General features: G+C 47.1%; 14 protein-coding genes and 1 riboswitch. Of the genes, 5 read left to right on the top strand and 9 right to left on the bottom strand.

The features are described 5' to 3' along the window. Window positions 1–4: 4 nt before the first annotated feature. Window positions 5–1,558, bottom strand: coding sequence for a 4Fe-4S binding protein (locus RIH33_RS07210; RefSeq protein ID WP_406654439.1), 1,554 nt, complete (start codon window positions 1,556–1,558; stop codon window positions 5–7). A gap of 1 nt (window position 1,559) precedes the next feature. Further along, window positions 1,560–2,891 carry an NAD(P)/FAD-dependent oxidoreductase gene (locus tag RIH33_RS07205; protein ID WP_406654437.1) on the bottom strand — a complete coding sequence of 444 codons (1,332 nt, stop codon included), beginning with the start codon at window positions 2,889–2,891 and terminating at the stop codon, window positions 1,560–1,562. Between the two features lie 145 nt (window positions 2,892–3,036). On the opposite strand from RIH33_RS07205, the gene RIH33_RS07200 reads away from it, so the two are divergent. Next, window positions 3,037–3,738 (top strand): DUF547 domain-containing protein, encoded by a 702-nt coding sequence (locus tag RIH33_RS07200; RefSeq protein ID WP_406654435.1) that lies wholly within the window; start codon window positions 3,037–3,039, stop codon window positions 3,736–3,738. Window positions 3,739–3,856: 118 nt separating this feature from the next. Here RIH33_RS07200 and RIH33_RS07195 read toward each other — a convergent pair whose 3' ends face one another. The 5 genes from RIH33_RS07195 to RIH33_RS07175 all read right to left on the bottom strand — a co-directional run bounded on the left by RIH33_RS07195 (window position 3,857) and on the right by RIH33_RS07175 (window position 9,192). Further along, window positions 3,857–5,137 (bottom strand): carboxypeptidase-like regulatory domain-containing protein, encoded by a 1,281-nt coding sequence (locus RIH33_RS07195; RefSeq protein ID WP_406654434.1) that lies wholly within the window; start codon window positions 5,135–5,137, stop codon window positions 3,857–3,859. A gap of 80 nt (window positions 5,138–5,217) precedes the next feature. Then, window positions 5,218–5,940, bottom strand: a complete 723-nt coding sequence (locus RIH33_RS07190; protein WP_406654432.1) for a DUF547 domain-containing protein — start codon at window positions 5,938–5,940, stop codon at window positions 5,218–5,220. Between the two features lie 116 nt (window positions 5,941–6,056). Then, window positions 6,057–7,064 (bottom strand): ABC transporter ATP-binding protein, encoded by a 1,008-nt coding sequence (locus RIH33_RS07185; RefSeq protein WP_406654430.1) that lies wholly within the window; start codon window positions 7,062–7,064, stop codon window positions 6,057–6,059. Then, on the bottom strand, window positions 7,061–8,125 hold the full coding sequence (locus tag RIH33_RS07180) for an iron chelate uptake ABC transporter family permease subunit (RefSeq protein WP_406654428.1): 1,065 nt from the start codon (window positions 8,123–8,125) through the stop codon (window positions 7,061–7,063). Before RIH33_RS07180 ends, RIH33_RS07185 begins: the two co-directional genes overlap by 4 nt. Further along, window positions 8,122–9,192 (bottom strand): ABC transporter substrate-binding protein, encoded by a 1,071-nt coding sequence (locus tag RIH33_RS07175; RefSeq protein ID WP_406654427.1) that lies wholly within the window; start codon window positions 9,190–9,192, stop codon window positions 8,122–8,124. The genes RIH33_RS07180 and RIH33_RS07175 overlap by 4 nt, the downstream gene beginning before the upstream one ends. Window positions 9,193–9,247: 55 nt before the next feature. After that, window positions 9,248–9,445, top strand: a riboswitch (cobalamin riboswitch). Window positions 9,446–9,545: 100 nt separating this feature from the next. On the opposite strand from RIH33_RS07175, the gene RIH33_RS07170 reads away from it, so the two are divergent. After that, a complete protein-coding gene (locus tag RIH33_RS07170; protein ID WP_406654426.1) occupies window positions 9,546–11,405 on the top strand; it encodes a TonB-dependent receptor in 1,860 nt (619 codons plus the stop codon). A gap of 8 nt (window positions 11,406–11,413) precedes the next feature. Further along, entirely contained in the window at window positions 11,414–12,451 is a 1,038-nt protein-coding gene (locus tag RIH33_RS07165; RefSeq protein ID WP_406654424.1) for a DUF5074 domain-containing protein, read from the top strand. Here the strand turns inward: RIH33_RS07165 and meaB are convergent. Continuing rightward, complete coding sequence (meaB, locus tag RIH33_RS07160; RefSeq protein ID WP_406654422.1) at window positions 12,444–13,427, bottom strand: methylmalonyl Co-A mutase-associated GTPase MeaB; 984 nt, start codon at window positions 13,425–13,427, stop codon at window positions 12,444–12,446. The genes RIH33_RS07165 and meaB overlap by 8 nt on opposite strands. 143 nt (window positions 13,428–13,570) lie before the next feature. On the opposite strand from meaB, the gene RIH33_RS07155 reads away from it, so the two are divergent. Both RIH33_RS07155 and RIH33_RS07150 read left to right on the top strand, forming a co-directional pair. Continuing rightward, a complete protein-coding gene (locus tag RIH33_RS07155; RefSeq protein WP_406654421.1) occupies window positions 13,571–14,818 on the top strand; it encodes a CHASE2 domain-containing protein in 1,248 nt (415 codons plus the stop codon). Between the two features lie 35 nt (window positions 14,819–14,853). Next, window positions 14,854–15,780, top strand: a complete 927-nt coding sequence (locus RIH33_RS07150) for a hypothetical protein (RefSeq protein ID WP_406654420.1) — start codon at window positions 14,854–14,856, stop codon at window positions 15,778–15,780. Between the two features lie 76 nt (window positions 15,781–15,856). Here RIH33_RS07150 and scpA read toward each other — a convergent pair whose 3' ends face one another. Then, the gene (scpA, locus tag RIH33_RS07145) at window positions 15,857–18,475 is read right to left on the bottom strand and encodes a methylmalonyl-CoA mutase (protein ID WP_406654592.1); all 2,619 of its coding nucleotides are present in this window, start codon (window positions 18,473–18,475) and stop codon (window positions 15,857–15,859) included. Window positions 18,476–18,769: the final 294 nt, after the last annotated feature.

Here is an 18,769-nt window from a genome sequence, read left to right as displayed (position 1 = left end):
GCTTTTAGCTTTTGAGTTTCAGGCTGTTGTTGCCTATCAAAATGGGTTCATTGAATCGGCCGTCCTCATCTCTGTTTTCCAGGTTCAGCACTCCTCTGGGACATACCGACGAACAGACCCCACAGCCAACACAACTGGAGCGCACGATGTTTTGTCCCCGCTGGGCATACCAGCGCACGTCTATGCCCATCTCGCAGTAAGTGGAGCAATTGCCACAAGAGATGCACTGGCCTCCGTTGGTGGTGATTCGGAACCTGGATTTGAAGCGCTGTACCAGGCCGAGATAGGCGGCCAATGGACAGCCAAACCGACACCAGACCCGATTGCCCATGATGGGGTAGAAGCCCGTGCCGATCACTCCTGAAAAGATGGAGCCAATGGCAAATCCATAGGGCTTTCTGAGAAAAGTATAGGTATCCAGCCCCAGAAGGGTATTGGAGCCAGTAATAAAAGTATACAGAACACCAATGGTCATGATGACTGCAAACACCAGTACGCCATGCACCAGCCAGCGTTCTATTTTCCAGGCTTTGAGCGATTTGTCAGAGAGCTGTCGAAAGGAGTCGCCCGCTGTTTCTGCCAGCCCCCCACAGCCGCATACCCAGGAGCAGTACCACCGCTTTCCGAAGAAGAATACGAAAACCGGGACACCGATCACAAATAGGGTGATTCCCCAGGCAAACATGAAAATACCCAATCCGCCGGCTGATGTGAGGGTATTGATGTGCCAGGCATCAAAGAAGTCATAGTCCAGTGGCCACATGTTTTTGAAGTCAAAATAAGGCTGATTGAGGCGGACCAAAATTTCGGGCAGCAGAAATGCGATGGCCAACTGAAAAAACATGACCGAACAGGTCCTGACAATCTGGTATTTGCTGTGGCGGTATTTGATGATCATACGTACGCCCATTACCAGCACGGCGAAAGTGTACAGAAAACCATAGAGAAACCACTGGCTTGACTCCCCTGCGGGATTGATCAACTTCTGTATGGGATCTACCAGAATGATCCAGTTGGTGACATAGGCAGGGTAAAAGTAAAGCGCGATGTAAAACAGGATCAATAAGGACCCAATGAGTATACCCATCCAGCCCCTGTTATTGAGTGCATGGTGAAAAATACCATTGTTTTTAATGCCCGCCGGGCCCGCCAGACTGACCTGGGGGAGGATAAACATCAAGGCACCCAGGAGACCTGCTCCGAAGATTAACGTGAGCAACAGGGATGTATTGGTGATAATGAGGCCGGATGTGGAGGCCCTGGTGAGCGCACCGGCATAGTCATCGTAAATGATTTCATCCCATTGTTGCTGGGCTCGCTTTTCTTCATTCACTGCATTGATGGCTCCATTGATGGCATTCACAAAGGGAATGCTGAAGGAATATGTTTTACCAAAGAGGGGCTCAAACTCGGACTTTAGTAAGGACTGGTGTTCTGGTTTTACTTTTTCGGTAAAGGTGTCTTCTGATAGCTGATAAGAAGACATAAAAAAGAGCGCCAGGAAGAGTCCAAACGAAAAAAAGAAAAGAATGAGGCCTGTATATCGGATTGCTTTCATTTTAACTTAAGATTTTTTCTAAAAATGACTTCTTCCTTACGCTCACTTCCAGGTCAGGAAACGCTGCATTGAATTTTCGCTGAATATCCCCTTCCCAATGGGTTGAGAACTCGGGATCAAAATTGGCTTTGGGTAGATTTTCAATGACATACCGGATGGATTTCCCTTTACTGATCCAGTCATCCCAAACCTCGTGTCGGTTTCTGATACCAAAAATATTCACACCTTTCACGACTAGGGTGGAGGTGTCAAAAATGACCTTGATGCATTTCTTTTTATCCCCTGCTTCCCAGTAGAAAGCCGTACAATCAGCGGGGCACTCCGGTGGTACTACCCCATAGTTTTGATATTCTATATCAAAAAACTTGGCGGAATTGAACCATACCCCGGGCTGATAGCTGGTACGGGTTCCGGTGATCGTCTGAGCTACTGTTTCTCCCATCATTCTTCCGGCATACCACACCGCTTCTATGGCCCTGCGATGGGGGAGTGGGCGCTTTAGCTGTGCACAGTCGCCAATGGCATACACGTTGGGGAGGTTGGTCTGCAGAAACTCATCCACCAAAATTCCCCTGTCGGTATGGAGCGGAGAGTCTTTGAAAAGACCAATGTTTGGGCTCACCCCCACCGTGAGGCCCACAAACTGGCACTCAATGACCGCTCCGGATTTGGTTTTTACAGCCTTTACTCTGCCCTCATCGTCACCCAGTATCTCTTCCAGTTCTGTTTCGGATCTCAGGTCGATTCCCTGTTCTGCCAGGTGATGGTCTATCAGTGTTGCTTCTTCCGGCGGCAGCATATTGTCCCAAAAGTGTTTTTCACGAATCAGGTAGGTAACAGGGATGTGCCGGGAGTGGAGCATTTCAGCCATTTCTACTCCGATGAGCCCACCTCCCAGAATCACAGCGTGCTTGATCCCTTGAGTATTTTCCTCCATCAGTTCCAGGTCCTGCATGCTGTAAAGTCCCTGCACACCTTTTAGGTCCTGACCTGGCCATCCAAATTTGTTAGAAATACTACCAGTGGCAATCAAGAGCTGATCGTAAGTCATGGATTCGTTTGAGTCGAAATGAAGGCTTTTTTGCTCAAAATCGATACTCGTAACCCAGGCCTTTTTAAGGTCAATCTTGTTTTTGACCCAAAACCAGTCCTCATAGGGTTTGGTATGCTCATACTTCATGTGCCCCATGTAGATGTACATAAGGGCCGTACGGCTGAAGAAGTGATCCGTTTCGCCGCTGATCACGGTGATGCGATCATCGCCATGTTTTCGGATGTGGCGTGCCGCCGTAATGCCGGCTATGCCATTCCCAAGAATTACGATATGCTGCATAGTTGAGTGTGTTGCTGTCTAAAAGTACGCTGTATGGTTGATGCGCGGATGTATCTGCTCATAATTAGCCGGACTATGTCAATTTGTTGACAATTAACTCTGAACAAGTGATATGATATCTCGTATTGAAGATAAAACATTCGCAATGAGATACTTCCTGATAATGACTATTTGTATGATTTTTTTTGATGCCCCGGCGCAGAGTTTCTTTGATCGGGCAGATTCCTTTTTCTCTCAATATGTGGATGATGGGAGCGTGAACTATGCGATGATCAGAAAGGAACCCAGAACACTCAATGCCCTGGTGAAGGAAATCGCGGAACTGGATTTGACCAATAAGCGAGTGACGGCTGATTATCTGAAATCATTTTATATCAATGCCTACAATATACTGGTGATCAAGCAGGTGGTAGACCGGTACCCGATTGATGGCCCGCTAAAGGTGCCAGGTTTTTTTGATGGGATCAGGCATACGGTGATGGGACAGGAAATGACCCTGGATGAGCTGGAGAAAGGTACGCTCTACAAGCAGTTTCCTGATCCGCGACTGCATTTTGTTTTGGTGTGCGCAGCTAAGGGTTGTCCACCCCTGGTGAGTTATAGCTATAAGCCGACGGGACTGGATAAGCTGTTAACTGCCAGAACCAGAGAGGTTTTGAACTTAGATTGGTTTATTCGGGTTAATAATGGAAAGGTACAGGTCTCGAAGATTTTCGAGTGGTACAAGGGAGATTTTGAGAAGGATGCCGGAAGTGTGAAGGCATTTATTAACCAATACAGGAAACCAGCAATAGAAGAGAATATGAAGCTCGGATCATATGAATATGACTGGGCATTGAATGAGTAATAAGGAAATTGGTGGGTTACTGATAAATAAGGTTAGGTTAGGTTTTAAAATCCCATCAATAAAGAAGCCCCGCACGGATCAGCGGGGCTTTAATTTTTTGGCATTTGGTTCATTTCTACTACATTCTGGTGAAAGCTTCATCAGCCAGCCGATTAAAATCAGCCCATCGGGCATTGTCATCATTAAAAATCTGCTCTTCGGGGTTTTTCTTAGGGTCGAGTCGTTTGGACACCGGAATCTGCTCTTCAGCATTTTCCCGAATGTCACTTACCTTGAGTACCTGCTCTATCTCAAAAAGAGACTTTTCGTTTTTCTCAAAAAAATGAATTTTGGTGAGTTCCAGGTCCACGTCGATGTGGAAGTACTCTGGGTACCATGCGCCATTGAGGTATTGATAGCGGAGCGTTTTGGTGATATTGGGGTTGCTTACCGTGAGACCAAAGGCCAGCAGTACTGGCTCTATAGCGAAGGGAATTACAAACTTGCCTGTGTAATCAATAGAGGCAAACGCGTCTGACTCCAGATCGATATAGATTCGCCCTTTGGTTTTGAGGTGATCCACGATTCCCCTGGATTGGAAACTGATGACCAGCAATTCCCGACCCTGATAGGTTACCGGATCATCAAACTGGTATTTAAACTTTTTGAAATTAGCGCTGTCCAAAAAAGGCTCCAGTTTTTTGCTCAGGTCCATGGAGAGGATTTCATCCGGCCCACTAAACGTGCCTTCAATGATTCCAATGCCACTTTCGTCACCTGCTTCTAATTCCTCACCTTTTTTCTCAGCCCTGCGCTTTCTGCGGTCATCTTTTTTATCAAAAGTGGATTTCATGAATTGGACCTCCTGAGGGTTTTCAGCAGTTTCATAGAGAACCAGCTGATATTGGTTGGGAATGGTGTCCTGATATGATGTGTAGTAGGATTTGAATACCCCTTCTGTAAATGCCAGATATCCTCCGTTTTCGAGAAATTTTTCACGGTAGTAGGACATGGAATAAAATGGTTCTTTGGGCAATGTTTTGCTCATGCTTTTGACCACCCGTCTGATGTAGTCCTCCGGGGAGAGTGGTCGAAAGACGAGTTCTGCCAGGGTGACGGTGGTTGGGCTCAGCAGGATCGTTTTTGGCTCTTCATCGGTGCTGAGGGGGGTGATCAATACCGAAGCATAGCCCATGTAGCTGATTTGAACAGCCTTACCCACGCAGGAGGCCGGAATATTGAGCTCAAAGTACCCGTCTTTATTGGAGACTGTGCCGATGTATGAACCCGCAAAATTAATGGTGGCAAATGGCAATGGCTCCCTGGTTTCAGCATCTTTTACCAGTCCTTTAACCATCTGGCCATTGGCTTCCAGCAGTGTAAAGAGCACCAGGGTCCACAGTGCGGTCAATTTTTTCATAGTCAGGAGAATTTTACTTCTGCTCTATGATGCACAAATCGGGCCCTTGGTTTCAGAAGTCAGAAAATAATTTTCTTAAGCTAATATCGGAAGGCGTTTTTCGAGTCATTCAGTGACCAGTCATAATCGTAGGTGGCTATGTCATGATTGTCGGGTATCTGGATGATCCTGTACTTGTTGATAAATGCCTTCACGCTTCCGGCATCATTGACAAAGTCAGGTAAGTACCAATCGAATACCTTGGAGACCAGCGTCCGGTCTTTGTAAATACGCACATACCAGCTGATATTCAGCACCTCCCGGGTTTTGGCTTCTATCTGGGCCTCAAGCGAGTCAGGCACATAAGCATAATCAGCGATGGGGGGACATCCGATGGCCGCACACACCAGCACAAAGTGAAGTCTGGGATCAGGGAAGGCAGCAAAAAGTATTTCTTTTTCAAGTTCGTCCAGCGTGACATTCCTTCCGGCTACCCGATAAGTTTTCTGATTGAAAAAACCTGAAATGGTCATTGGACCCTCTGTGGGGTAATTCTCCACTATCTGTTTGATCACCAGCAGGTTATAGGCATTGGTGTAAAAAGCCTTTTGTTCATCCAGTGTTTTACCGGCAATCCGGTAATTCCCGATTTGTCGTACCAGTCCATCAAGGGGAACCGGGTTGTTTTTCAGGCTGTCATAATGGATCAGGCCAGAGGATATGTAACCCTCAAAAAAGGCCTGGGCATCACTGAAAAAATCCTTTTGCTGAGCCAGTAAGCCTGAAGAAAATAAAAGGAGAGCGGAGGCGATTAAGGTTTTCATATTTTATATTAAGAAATAATTCCCGTAAAAACTAGGGAAGAAACCATCCTAAAGACAGTTTTCAGGCCAAATACCGGGGCATTTGTCCTGGGAGTTACCTTCCGGGGGACTTACGATTATAAACGGGAACCTGGATTGGCAGCCTGTCTGAAATAGGCGAGTAATTCCCCGATGGTAGTGCAATGCTTACTGCTTTCCGGGGTGCGAATGATCCATTCTTTTTTGGAACATGAAACGGTCGTTTCTGCAGATTCGGAAACTTTGATACCGTTTCTTCTCAGTGCCTGAGAAGTCCAGAATAGCACGGCCTCTGGCCCTTCCAGCTTTACGGAGGTTCCATTTTCGGGCGTGCCAATATTGATGGAGCCATGGATCATGTCATAACCATAATCCTGTAAGTAGAGGGTTTTTTCCAAAGTTCCATCCAATATAAGGTCCTCCGGCGTTCCTTGCTGGACGGGTTCGTTGAAATTAAACAACCACAACCTGTCGGAAAGCTGGGTACTGATCTGCATATCGTGTGTGGAGATCAAAATGCCCTTTCCCTTTTGCGCAATGCTGCGGAGCAGAGTCATCACCTCTATCTTATTGTACAGGTCCAGGTGGGCGGCAGGTTCATCCAGAATGATCAGGTCAGTTTCCTGTGCCAGGGCTCGTGCAATCATCACTTTTTGTAGCTGACCATCACTGAGTTCATACAGCTTTTTGTCAGCGAGGTAATTGATGTGGGTTTCATTAATGGCCCAGTCGATGGCTTTTTTGTCTTTATCACTAAGCACACCCATCCAGTTGGAGTATGGGTGACGGCCTATGGCAATCAGCTCCAGCACAGAAATGTTGTGGGAGTACGGCTTTTCAGTCAGGACAATGCTCAATCTCCTGGCGAGTTCATTGGCGTTCAGGTGCTCCAGTGGATCATGGTGATAATAAACCTCACCACTCAGTCTGGGGATAAGCCCTGAAATGGTCTTGACGAAGGTGGTTTTGCCTACGCCATTTTGGCCCATGAGGGAGATGATTTCTCCCGGGTTGATGCTTAAGTTCACGTCTTTTTGCAACACCTTCGGAGACGTTGCTTTTTGTGTGTAACCTATAGACAATGACCGGGTTTCCAGCAGGCTCATGATTGGTAGGCGTAATTGAGGTTTTTCTTTCTCAGCAAAATGTAAATCACAAATGGTGCGCCGAACAGTGCCGTCACGGCATTGATCGGGAGGGTAGCTTCCATGCCCGGAAGCTGCGCTATAAAGTCAAAGATCAGCATGAGGGCTGACCCGAAGAGAATGATCAGCGGGGTGAGCAGCAGGTGATTGGAGGTGTTGAAAAGCATGCGCGTGAGATGAGGCAGGGCCACACCAAAGAATGCAATAGGCCCACAGAAAGCGGTGACTGTTCCCGCTAGAATGGCCGTATTGATGATAATGAGCAATCGAATTTTTTTGATGTTAAGGCCAAGACTTACTGCATAATTTTCTCCCAGCAAAAGGGTATTTAAAGGTTTGGAAAGCAGCACCGAACCGATGAGTCCTATGAGGATTACCGGGATGAAAACATAAAGTTCACTCCAGCTCAGACTACCCAGACTACCGAATGACCAGATGACATAAGCCTGGATGTTTTCTGCCTGGCTAAAAAACTGTAATATGCTTACGAGTGCCCCAGCTGCCGCACCAAACATCAAACCAATAATCAGGAGTGTGATGCTGTCTTTGAGTCGGGTAGCCGCCAAAGAGATGATGAGTAAAACCAGAAAGGAACCTGCTCCTGCAGAGGCCACCAGTAGCCAGCTGCGACCTATCCCGGAAAGCTCCAGAAATCCCCCCAAATAGAATCCCAGAAAGATGGCTATGGCTACTCCCAGGCCAGCACCCGAGCTGATTCCGAGAATGTAAGGACCGGCCAGCGGGTTACGGAAGAGAGTTTGCATCTGAAGGCCACTCACTCCAAGGGCACTTCCCACCAATACGGCCGTAATGGCTTTTGGCAACCTGAAGTTACTCAAAATCATGTCCCAGGAGGGCTGACCGGAGTTGCCGCTGGTTATAAAACTAAGGAGATTGGATAGTGGGATGGTGACGGATCCCAGAGCCACGTTCACCAGAAAACAAAGCACCAAAGCTACCGCCAGACCAATGAGTACTTTGGTCCATTTTTTTTGGGAGGCCTCCAGGAATTGAGTGATCATGGTAGTTTTTGGAAATAGTAGGTGTCATAATCCGGGAGTAGTTCCGGATGTAAAATAAAAATCAAGTCTGCCAGTACCCTGTCTGGTCGTGTGTAGGCAGATTCAAAGAAATCATATCCGCCAGTAGGCCCCAGTCGCTTATTGTAATTGTACACCCGGTCTTCTTTAAATGCTCCGAAATGCGTGTATCTGGTGTCCTGACCGGCGAGTTCACTTTTGGTGTTGAAGGTGCTGGTGCCTATCCAGAAGTCCGCTTCACCGGCTTTTTCGAATACCGATTCAAAGCTTATTTCCAGCCACCCGCTGGTGGAATCATTTTCCCAGAGGTACTGCCCGCCTGCATCCTGGTAGAACTCGGCAGCCCAGTTTTGACCACCAGGCAAAAACCAGGTGTCCCCATACATCACACCACTGACTATGGTGGGCTTATTTTCTACGGTAGCCGCCAGGGTCTTCAAGGAATCATATCGCTGGACCACGCTGGTGAAAATGGAATCGGCCTCTTTTTCCTTGTCAAAAAAGGCTCCGAAAAACTTGAGCCACTCGGCCCTCCCCAGCGAAGAAGTTTCGAGGAAATCGGCATTGTAAATGACAGGAATTCCCGACTCTTCTATTTTGTCCAGGATAGTAGACTCGCTACCCATGTCAAAAGCAAATACCGCATCCGGTGCCAGTGAAATCAAAAGCTCCAGGTTCATGCTGCCGTCAGGCCCCAGGTCCGTGATTTTACCTTCATCCACCAGTTTCCTGATGACTGGAGAGCTGATGTACTGGGTACTGGGAAAACCAACAATCCGATCTTCCACACCCAACATTTCCAGGTAAGCGAGGTGTGTGGTGGAGGTGACCACTACCCGCTGTGGTGGGGTATCTGGTGAATAAGAGATGGGAGCAACTGCCCCTGGCCACGGCTCTTTCACGATGATGTCATCTTTCTCTACTGTGAATTTTTCAGCAAATTTTACCTGAGTAGACAGGGCTCGTCCATTGGCTCGTCCCTTTTCTTTCGGAGGTGTGCAGCCAGCCATGATGAGTATCGCCAGAAAAATGAAGCGTGATCTTTTCATGTGTCCAAAATTGATTAAAAAAAATCAGACCGTCGGGAATTAGCAGAGAGATACTATATTTGCCCCCGATTGTGGTTTCTGAATGCACTGCGTGCATCAGGATTAAAAGGGAATCCCGTGAGAAACGGGAGCTGTCCCCGCAACTGTAATTCCATTCAAAGGCTTGTCACATCTTGCCACTGTTCCAATTTTGGGATGGGAAGGCGACAAGTCAGGAAGAGCCAGGAGACCTGCCAGATCATGTTTAATAGTTCCAAGCTTCGGTGGAAAGCAGAGAAATTTGATAGCCTTTTGGTTTACCATACTTCTTGTACTTTTTCCGATGGCTTTGAATTGAATTTGAAATTTAATTCATGGTCTCGAGAATATTCATGTATGTACTTACCGGTACCATTTCCCTATGGGCAATGGCCCAGGAGGATACTTTGTACCTGGAGGAGCTGCCAGTCTATGGGGATTCCTTCCAGCGGTTCACCACGGGCACGGGGTATCGGAGCATCTCCCTCACCAATAGTTCTTCCTCTTTGGAGGAAGCTCTGTCTGAGGAGAATTCCATTTACTTCAAATCTTATGGAAACCAGCAGCTGTCCAGTATTTCCTTCAGAGGTACCTCGGCGAGTCAGACCAGTGTGCTTTGGCATGGCATTCCTGCCAATTATCCCACTCTGGGACAAATGGATTTTTCTCAATGGCCAGCCTGGTTAATGGGGCGGGTGGCGCTTCAGCCGGGTAGTGGCGGAGCACTCTATGGGCCGGGAGCCATCGGTGGGACAGTCCTTATTGATTCAGAGTTGAAGCTGGCAGATGGTCCTTTGGTAGAAGCAAAAAGTAGTGTTGGGAGCTTCGGATACCTCTTTACAGGCATCAAAAGTGCCTATGGTCAGGGCCAATGGAGGGGTGCTACAAAAATATTTCGAAGCTTTCTGAAAAATGACTTTCCCTATGAATACGCGGGAAAGCAGGTACGTCAAAAGAACGCTTCCGTGCTCAACTATGGGGTGCAGCAGCAACTTAGCTATCGGGTCAGGTCCAACCAGAAAATGACCCTTGACGCACAGTACACTCGCAACGACAGGGAGGTTCAGCCCTCCAAAGTGAGCCCAAACCTGGAAGACGAACTGAAAACCGGAAATGTGAGACTGGCAGCGGGCTATCAATTGGAACTTCCCAAGGGTAGCCTTACCAGTACTTTGGCTTTTCTTCAAAATGATCAGGAGTATAACCAGAATGATCGCACTATATCCAACCAGTATTCGGCTTTGGTGGCTTATTGGGGTGAGCTTTCAGAGGTGTTGTCTGTCCGCTTGGGGGGTAATGCCAATTTTTTTACTGCTACCTCCAACAACTATGTCAACGATTTCGTGGACCAGCAAACATCGATTTTTGCTTCTCTTCAGGTCAATCCCTCCGACTGGTGGTCGGGCACTGTGAATGCCAGGCAGTCTTTTTATGAGAATAATCGTCCCTTTACGCCCTCATTTAGTCAGAAATTTTCAGTCTTAAGTACAGAGAAAAACGAGGTATTTATGACCAACCAGCTTTCATGGGGGTTTCGCTATCCTACGCTCAACGATCTCCACTGGTCGCCCGGCGGTAATCCGGATTTGAAGCCTGAGGAAAGTTTTAACCTGGAAGGTGGCTTGGATTGGAAGTATCGTCAGTCGGCATTTTCTTCCAGACTTCATTTAACCGCATTCAAAACCTGGTCCGATAACTGGATTATCTGGTTGCCGGATGGATCTGGTATCTGGTCGCCGCGCAACTTCCGCACGGTAGAAATAACCGGTATGGAGCTTAGCTGGGAGGTAAGTGGTAAGTGGGGTGGACTCCTTCATGAGTTTCGCTCGGCCTATTCTTACACCCAGTCTCAAAATAAAGCAGGAGCCAATCAAGGCAAGCAACTGCCCTATACACCACTGCACAATGCTCACTTGTCCTTGAAGACAAGCTCAGATAACGGGTGGTATGGGAAAGCTGCGGCTGATTTTACCGGAAGAAGATTTACCACGCTGGATAATACTGAAATGCAGTCTGTGGATGAATACCTGCTGATGGATGTTTTTGTTGGTAGACGATTTTCAGTGTCAGATGCATTTGATCTGGAGTTAAGTGTGGCCATCAAGAACGTATTCGATAACTCTTATGAGAACCTTATCAACCGGGCAATGCCCGGAAGAAATTATCAATTCAACCTTTTAATCAAATACAATTGAAAACAACCATGAAAAATTATTTGAAGTGCCTACTGTTGATGTTGCCTTTTATTTTGGCGTCATGTGAAGAGGATACCGAACCCCAACAGGTCGGTCAGTTTGATGCCGGAATTTTCGTCTCCAACGAAGGAAATTATGGGGAAGGGGACGGCTCACTTTCGTTTATCAGCTCAGCAGGGGTGGTTTCCAACAATCTATTCTCTGCTGTCAATGGTAAGGCGCTGGGAGATGTGGTGCAGTCACTTCATGTTGGCGCCGGTCAACTCTTTGCGGTAGTCAATAATAGCAATAAGATAGAAGCCATGACTTTGGACAGTTTGAAGTCTACTTACACCATCACGGATGTTTCCCTGCCCAGATACATGGTTTCACACGATGGCGTGGGCTTTGTTTCTGAGTGGGTAAGTTTCAGCGACCCAGGCAGAGTGACTCTTTTCGATCTGGAAACGGGAGCTATTGATAAGTCCATTACTACTGATTTTGGAGCCGAGGGGCTGATTATCTCGGAAGGGAAGCTTTTTGTTTCCAATAATTTCACCACCACAGTGAGCGTAATAGACCTGGCCTCTGAAGAGGTGGTGGCTTCCATTCAGGTGGGCAACAGCCCGGCTGGAATGGTGCTGGACGCCGATGGGGATGTGTGGGTAGTCTGTTCTGGTGGATATGATGCCAACTATGCACCTCTCAATGACGGGAAATTGGTAGAGCTAAATCCTGCTTCTTTTGAAGTGAAAACGGAAACCGATTTGAATGCCAATTTATCGGGAAAAATAGCGGTTGCTCCATCTGGGCGAACCATTTATTACCTCATGGGTAACAAGGTCTATTCCTTGTCCACGGATGCTCCGGAAGGTGGACAAGTGTGGGTAGACGAAGCGTCGGCAGTGTCATTTTACGGATTAGGCGTGGATCAGTCCGGAAATGTATATACGGCCGATGCCAAGGGGTTTGCGGAAAATGGAGAGGTGTTTGTGTATAGCCCTGCCGGTGCATTTCAAACCAAATACAATGTGGGCAGGGGACCCAATGGTTTTGCTTTCAACTAAACAGTGAATTTACTGCGTGGCGGACACCTAGTTCGCCCGCAGCTACTTTTTTCGTAACCTGGGTGATTTTGTCTTTCATTGCAGGGTCTCCGAAAAAATCAGTTTCCAACCTCGCGCGAATGAGCTCGTGCAGCCATTTTACATTTTGGGCTTCCCGTTGCTTGGTTATAAACCCACGCTCACTCAATGAAGACATATAGGTTTCTATAGTCGTCCAAATCTCCGGTATGCCCTCATTTTTTATCGCGGAACAGGTCTTTACAGGTACCACCCAGCCAGACTCGTGTGGAGGAAAAAGATGAAGGGCATTTTCATAAGCTTTTCTGGCCTGATTGGCGGGCTTGAGATTGTTTCCATCTGCCTTATTGATCACCAGCGCATCAGCCATTTCCATAATTCCGCGTTTGATGCCCTGCAGCTCATCTCCACCGCCTGCGATCATCAGGAGTAGAAAAAAATCCACCATGTCCCTTACAGCAGTTTCTGACTGCCCGACACCCACAGTTTCTATCAGGATTACGTCAAACCCCGCCGCCTCACAGAGCAGGATCGATTCGCGGGTTTTCTGAGCCACTCCTCCTAATGAAGTGCCTGCCGGTGAAGGGCGGATGAAAGCGTTGCTGTTTTGAGAAAGGTGAGTCATTCTGGTTTTGTCTCCCAGTATGCTTCCCTTCGTCAAAGAACTGCTCGGATCAATGGATAGAACAGCCAGCTTTTTCCCCAGAGTGGTCAAGTGCGTCCCAAAAGATTCAATAAAAGTGCTTTTCCCAACACCCGGCACTCCGGTGATCCCAATACGCACACTTTTACCGGTTTTATGCATGAGCGAATCCAGGAGTTTCATGGCTAACTGCTGATCTGAGGCCAGTTTGCTTTCCAATATGGTAATGGCCCGGCTCAGAACCATCCGATCAGATTGGTCGATTCCCCGGGTAAGTTCGTCTAAGGAAGGTCGCTTAGTTGATCGATCTTTCATTAATTAGTTTAGGATTAGTTGAAAAATTGATTAATTTCAATAAAAAATTACATTTTACTTATATTACATTTGATGTGTGACTTAATGCATATTACTTGCGGGTAAAGTAAAATCTTTTTTAATCACCCGCTAAAAACAAAGTCATGTTTAGAAAATTCTGGCTGGATGTAATTTTTGGTACTGCTTTCATCTTTGGTATGATGGGAGTATTTCAAAGTTTCACCGCATTTAAGGTCTTTGACGTATTTGACCCTATTGGGCAGGCATTTGGAGATATGGAGTTTACAGATATTGTATTCTCGCAACTCAGAGATGATCCTGTGGGAGATGATCGGATAGTTCTCGTCAACCTCAGTAACCTGCAGCGAGGCGAAATTGGCATGATGCTTCAGATCATCAGCCAGTATAACCCGGCGGTTATTGGTATTGACTCCTTTTTTTATACACCTAAGGAAGACACTTTAGGCGACATGATGCTGATGGAAGGCATGGCAAGTGTGGAACACCTTGTGCTGGCCTCCAAGCTACTGCCCGATCCTGTTGATCCTGCTAAGGATACAATTGAATACTCCTGGGAGTTGTTCAATTCATTTGCGGAACGAACTGCTTTCGTAAATCTGGTGACGGATGCGGAAGTTCAGGAAGATTTGAAAATGTGCCGCGAGTTTTACCCAAAGTTTGATATTGGCGGTGAGCAGCAGATTGCTTTTGCTGTGCAGTTGGCCAGTTATCTGGATTCTGCCGCAGCAGCGGAGTTTTTAACTCGCAATAATGAGACTGAGGTTATTAACTACCGCGGAAACGTGCTGGATTACGGCGCCACCAAGTTTGGTAATAAGTATTTTGCCTTGGACGTTCCTGATGTTTTTGGGGAGAACTTTGTGCCGGACATGATAGAAGGAAAGATCGTGATGTTCTGCTTTTTGGGAAAACACCTGGGAGACAGAGAGTCTTTTGAAGATAAGTTTTATACTCCGTTAAATCAGAAATATATAGGCAGGGCATTCCCTGATATGTATGGAGGGGTAGTTCACGCCAACATCATATCCATGATTTTGAACAGGGACTACATCAACTCCATGAGCGAGAATATGGGGTATGTTTTTGCCATATTAATTTGCTTTTTGAATGTGGCACTGTTTTCGCTCGTTTATAAGAAAATACCTAAGTGGTATGATGGGATTACGAAGCTGTTCCAGTTATTGGAAATTGGAGTGTTGGTATTTGGGGTCATTTACATTTTGGAGCTATACAGTTTCAAAGCTGACATTGCTGTGGGGATGGTTGCAGTAGCTCTGGCAGGAGACGCGCTGGAGGTTTATTATGGTGTTGTGAAAAATTCATTCACCAAAGAAGGACGAAAATCATTATTTAAAGTCGATAAATTATAACTTTGCTGTATAACTTCAATAAACGCTATATGATTATGAGAAAGTTTATTTCTTATGCTTTTGTGGTTGCAATGATACTCTCTTGTGGTTCTGTGAGTGCACAGGATTACGCATTTAGAGTACTTGCAAACAAAGGCACAAACCAAGTAAAAAAAGCAGGAGCTGGCCAGGCTGAGGTCCTGAAAACAGGCGCAAAACTGAATTCTGGGGATGAAATTATCGCATCCGATGATGCATATATTGGTTTAATGCACAAATCGGGGAAGACCACCGAAATAAGGGGTGCAGGGACTAAGAAAGTTTCTGAATTGGAAAAGAACATCAGCACCGGTAGTAGCAGTATTGCCAGCAGATATGCCAGTTTTGTGATGAATAAGATGAATGAGGAGGAGACCACCAACAACAGGGCACGACTCAATGCAACTGGGGCGGTGTCCCGTGCTACAGGTTCTGCGGCCATTAATGTGATGGCTCCGAGTCAGGCCGATCTTTTGGGTGATGTGGCTATTCTGAGATGGGATGCTCCAGAAGGATTTTCTGAGGACGATTCTTACGTGGTGAAAATAGAGAACATCTTCAATGAGGAGATCTACTCTGAAGAGACTCAGAAGACGTCAGTGTCTCTTGATTTCTCTGACGAAGCACTGGCTTACGACATGGGACTCTATCTGGTGAAAATCTACAAGAAAGGTGATGACGAGATCGCTTCAGGAGAAGTAGGAATTAAGAAAGTAAAATCAGGTGACAAAGTAGAGGTGCAGGAAAATCTTGCCAATCTGAAGAGCGAGGTTTCTGAAGATTCTCCTTTGAATAAAATCATCTATGCCTCTTTTTATGAGGAGAATGGTTTAATCCTGGATGCTTTGACGAAATATGAAGAGGCCATCAAAATGTCTCCGGACATTGATGATTTTCAGGAGCTTTATCAGAACTTCCTGATCACCAATGGTCTGGCAGAATGATTTAATTTCTCTTTTAGACAAACAAAAAAAGGGCTGAATCCGAGATTCAGCCCTTTTTTTGTTCTTTTCTGTTCCGTCAATTCAAAATCTTTTCAAGAATATCGGTGGCAGCCCTGGCAATGACCGTTCCTGGACCAAAGATGAACGAAACGCCACGCGCTCTTAGGTATTCATGATCGTTTTCAGGGATAATCCCTCCGGCAATCACCAGAATGTCACTTCTGCCAATTTTCCGGAGTTCTTCGACCAGCTGAGGTACCAATGTTTTGTGTCCACCAGCCAGTGACGAAGCCCCTACCATGTGAACGTCATTTTCTGCGGCTTGCCTGGCCACTTCTTCAGGAGTCTGGAAGAGTGGGCCTATGTCCACGTCAAAGCCCAGATCGGCGAACGCCGTGGCGATTACCTTGGCACCCCGGTCGTGCCCATCCTGTCCCATTTTGGCGACAAGAATCCTGGGCCTTCTGCCTTCCACTTCGTCAAACTGATCTGCAAGTTTTCTGGCCTGAAGGAAGTCCGGATTTTGTTTGATCTCTGAAGAATACACCCCTGAAATGGTTTGGTTTGTTGCCTGGTACCTGCCGAAAACCTCTTCCATGGCGATGGAAATTTCACCTAAAGTAGCCCGTTCTCTGGCAGCGTCTACGGCTAAAGCTAATAAATTACCCTGATTCGTTTTGGCACAAATGGCCAAAGCTTCCAGCGCGTCTTCTACTTTCTGATAATTCCGCCTGGCTTTGACAGATTTCAAACGGTCAATCTGTGATCTTCTTACCGCATCGTTATCCACCTCAAGGAGCTCTATGACAGTCTTTTCGTCAGTAGTGTATCTGTTTACTCCTACAATCACTTCTCGTCCCGCATCTATTCTGGCCTGTTTTCGGGCGGCTGCTTCCTCAATTTTCATTTTGGGAAACCCCTCTTCGATCGCTCTGGCCATTCCGCCCATTTCTTCTACTTCCTGTATGATGGCCCATGCCTCACGAATCAATTCATCGGTGAGTTTTTCTACCACTTCCGAACCTCCCCAGGGGTCTACTACCTGAGTGATGTTAATATCGTTTTGCAGGTACTTCTGTGTTTCCCGGGCGATGGCCGCTGAGTAGTCCGTAGGGAGAGCAATGGCTTCATCCAGGGCATTGGTGTGAAGTGACTGGGTGTGCCCAAAAGCCGCAGCAAGAGCCTCTATGGCTGTTCTCCCTACATTGTTGAAGGGATCCTGAGCTGTGAGGCTGTACCCGGAAGTTTGGCTGTGGGTTCTTAGAGCCATTGATTTGGGATCTTTGGGGTCAAACTGCTTCACCAGCTTGGCCCAGAGAATCCTTCCTGCTCTCATCTTGGCAATTTCATTGAAGAAGTTCATGCCGATGCCCCAAAAAAAGGAAAGCCTGGGAGCAAGGGAGTCAATAGGAATACCAGCCTCCAGGCCCTTACGGATGTATTCCAGTCCATCTGCCAGAGTAAAGGCGAGCTCCAGTGCTGCTGTAGCTCCTGCTTCGTGCATGTGATAGCCACTGATGCTGATGGAATTGAAGCGGGGCATATTTTGAGAGGTGTACCGAAAGATATCTGCGATGATGCGCATGGACGGTGCCGGAGGGTAGATGTAAGTGTTGCGCACCATAAACTCCTTGAGGATGTCGTTTTGGATGGTTCCGGTAAGTTGAGCGGGCTTCACGCCCTGTTCCTCTGCGGCTACTATGTAGAATGCCATAATCGGAATCACAGCTCCGTTCATGGTCATGGAGACGGACATTTCATCCAATGGGATCTGATCAAACAGAATCTTCATATCCTCCACCGTGTCAATGGCCACGCCGGCTTTGCCTACATCACCAGCCACTCTTGGGTGGTCACTGTCATAGCCGCGGTGAGTAGCCAGATCAAAAGCGATAGAAAGCCCCTTTTGACCAGCTGCGAGGTTTCTCCTGTAAAACGCATTTGACGCCTCGGCAGTAGAAAATCCCGCATATTGACGAATGGTCCAGGGCCGAACTGCGTACATGGTGGCGTAGGGCCCACGTAGAAAAGGCGGGACACCGGCACCAAATCCGATGTGTTCGGGCACCCCGGCAGCAGCTGCTTTTTCGGTTTTAATCAGTTCATCAAAGGGGATGTTTTGAAAATTTTCCTTTACCTCTTTCCAAAGAACGCGGGCCAGGCGGTCAGTGAGGTGGTCAATGAAGTAAGAGCCATTGGCCGCAGTTTGTATTTCTTCCAGTTTGGATTCATGTCTGATCAGATTGCCGATGTTTCTGCTGATTCTGTGTGATGCACCAGCGGCCCATTCGGGTTTCCCGGGATGAAATGAAATGCTATCTGCCCCGGCAATAATGGCAGCAAGCCCCTGTGTAGTTTGCTTTAGCAGGTGATCGCCCTCGTTTTGTCCTGGCAAGGGGAAGGCGTGTATGGGCAGAGAAAAGTCCTTGACTCCCAGTCTTTCAGCACTTGCCTGGATAAGAAGTTTCAGTGCCCTTATGCGAGCGATTTCATGAAAAAAATCCGGGCCGATGGATATTGCCACCTGGAGATTTTCCAAATAGGCTTTGGGATCAGCACTGGATAATTCAGTGAGTACCGAACGGAGCAGGGAAACAGAACTCCCAATAATCGCAGGGTCATTCGCTGTAGTGGTCAGCAAGTGATCTTTAAAGTCGGGAGCTGTGCTCCGCACCCCGTGTCCGAAGCCTTTCATCCCCGGAACGCTCAGTGTAAGTATTTCCTCCGAGTGATTGATAAAAGCAATAGAACAATGATCTGTGAGAATGCCGTCCAGAAGTAAATTCAGGTCCGGAAGTTGGGTGACCTCAAAAAGCACGCCCTCACACCCGGCCAGCAGTGCTGCTTTCGCTTGAGAATTAGCTTCTTTTTCACTGACCACTTGGATGTGCTCATATTGAATCCAGCGCTTCCCCTCAGAATTATTGTGTACATTGAAAGTTCGTAGATATCCGAGTCCTTTGGAAGTGGATGGATCATAATACGCTGC

Source organism: Marinoscillum sp., from assembly GCF_040222955.1.
Classification (GTDB): domain Bacteria; phylum Bacteroidota; class Bacteroidia; order Cytophagales; family Cyclobacteriaceae; genus Marinoscillum.
The sequence above is the reverse complement of the archived record's forward strand: the minus strand, read 5'-3'. Positions and strand labels throughout refer to the sequence as shown.

Bases quoted from the DNA above. Each gene is read 5' to 3' on its own strand.
- RIH33_RS07210 (WP_406654439.1), bottom strand. From the start codon at position 1,558: ATGAAAGCAATCCGATATACAGGCCTCATTCTTTTCTTTTTTTCGTTT.
- RIH33_RS07205 (WP_406654437.1), bottom strand. From the start codon at position 2,891: ATGCAGCATATCGTAATTCTTGGGAATGGCATAGCCGGCATTACGGCG.
- RIH33_RS07200 (WP_406654435.1), top strand. From the start codon at position 3,037: ATGAGATACTTCCTGATAATGACTATTTGTATGATTTTTTTTGATGCC.
- RIH33_RS07195 (WP_406654434.1), bottom strand. From the start codon at position 5,137: ATGAAAAAATTGACCGCACTGTGGACCCTGGTGCTCTTTACACTGCTG.
- RIH33_RS07190 (WP_406654432.1), bottom strand. From the start codon at position 5,940: ATGAAAACCTTAATCGCCTCCGCTCTCCTTTTATTTTCTTCAGGCTTA.
- RIH33_RS07185 (WP_406654430.1), bottom strand. From the start codon at position 7,064: ATGAGCCTGCTGGAAACCCGGTCATTGTCTATAGGTTACACACAAAAA.
- RIH33_RS07180 (WP_406654428.1), bottom strand. From the start codon at position 8,125: ATGATCACTCAATTCCTGGAGGCCTCCCAAAAAAAATGGACCAAAGTA.
- RIH33_RS07175 (WP_406654427.1), bottom strand. From the start codon at position 9,192: ATGAAAAGATCACGCTTCATTTTTCTGGCGATACTCATCATGGCTGGC.
- RIH33_RS07170 (WP_406654426.1), top strand. From the start codon at position 9,546: ATGGTCTCGAGAATATTCATGTATGTACTTACCGGTACCATTTCCCTA.
- RIH33_RS07165 (WP_406654424.1), top strand. From the start codon at position 11,414: ATGAAAAATTATTTGAAGTGCCTACTGTTGATGTTGCCTTTTATTTTG.
- meaB (WP_406654422.1), bottom strand. From the start codon at position 13,427: ATGAAAGATCGATCAACTAAGCGACCTTCCTTAGACGAACTTACCCGG.
- RIH33_RS07155 (WP_406654421.1), top strand. From the start codon at position 13,571: ATGTTTAGAAAATTCTGGCTGGATGTAATTTTTGGTACTGCTTTCATC.
- RIH33_RS07150 (WP_406654420.1), top strand. From the start codon at position 14,854: ATGAGAAAGTTTATTTCTTATGCTTTTGTGGTTGCAATGATACTCTCT.
- scpA (WP_406654592.1), bottom strand. From the start codon at position 18,475: ATGAAAGGCTTCGGACACGGGGTGCGGAGCACAGCTCCCGACTTTAAA.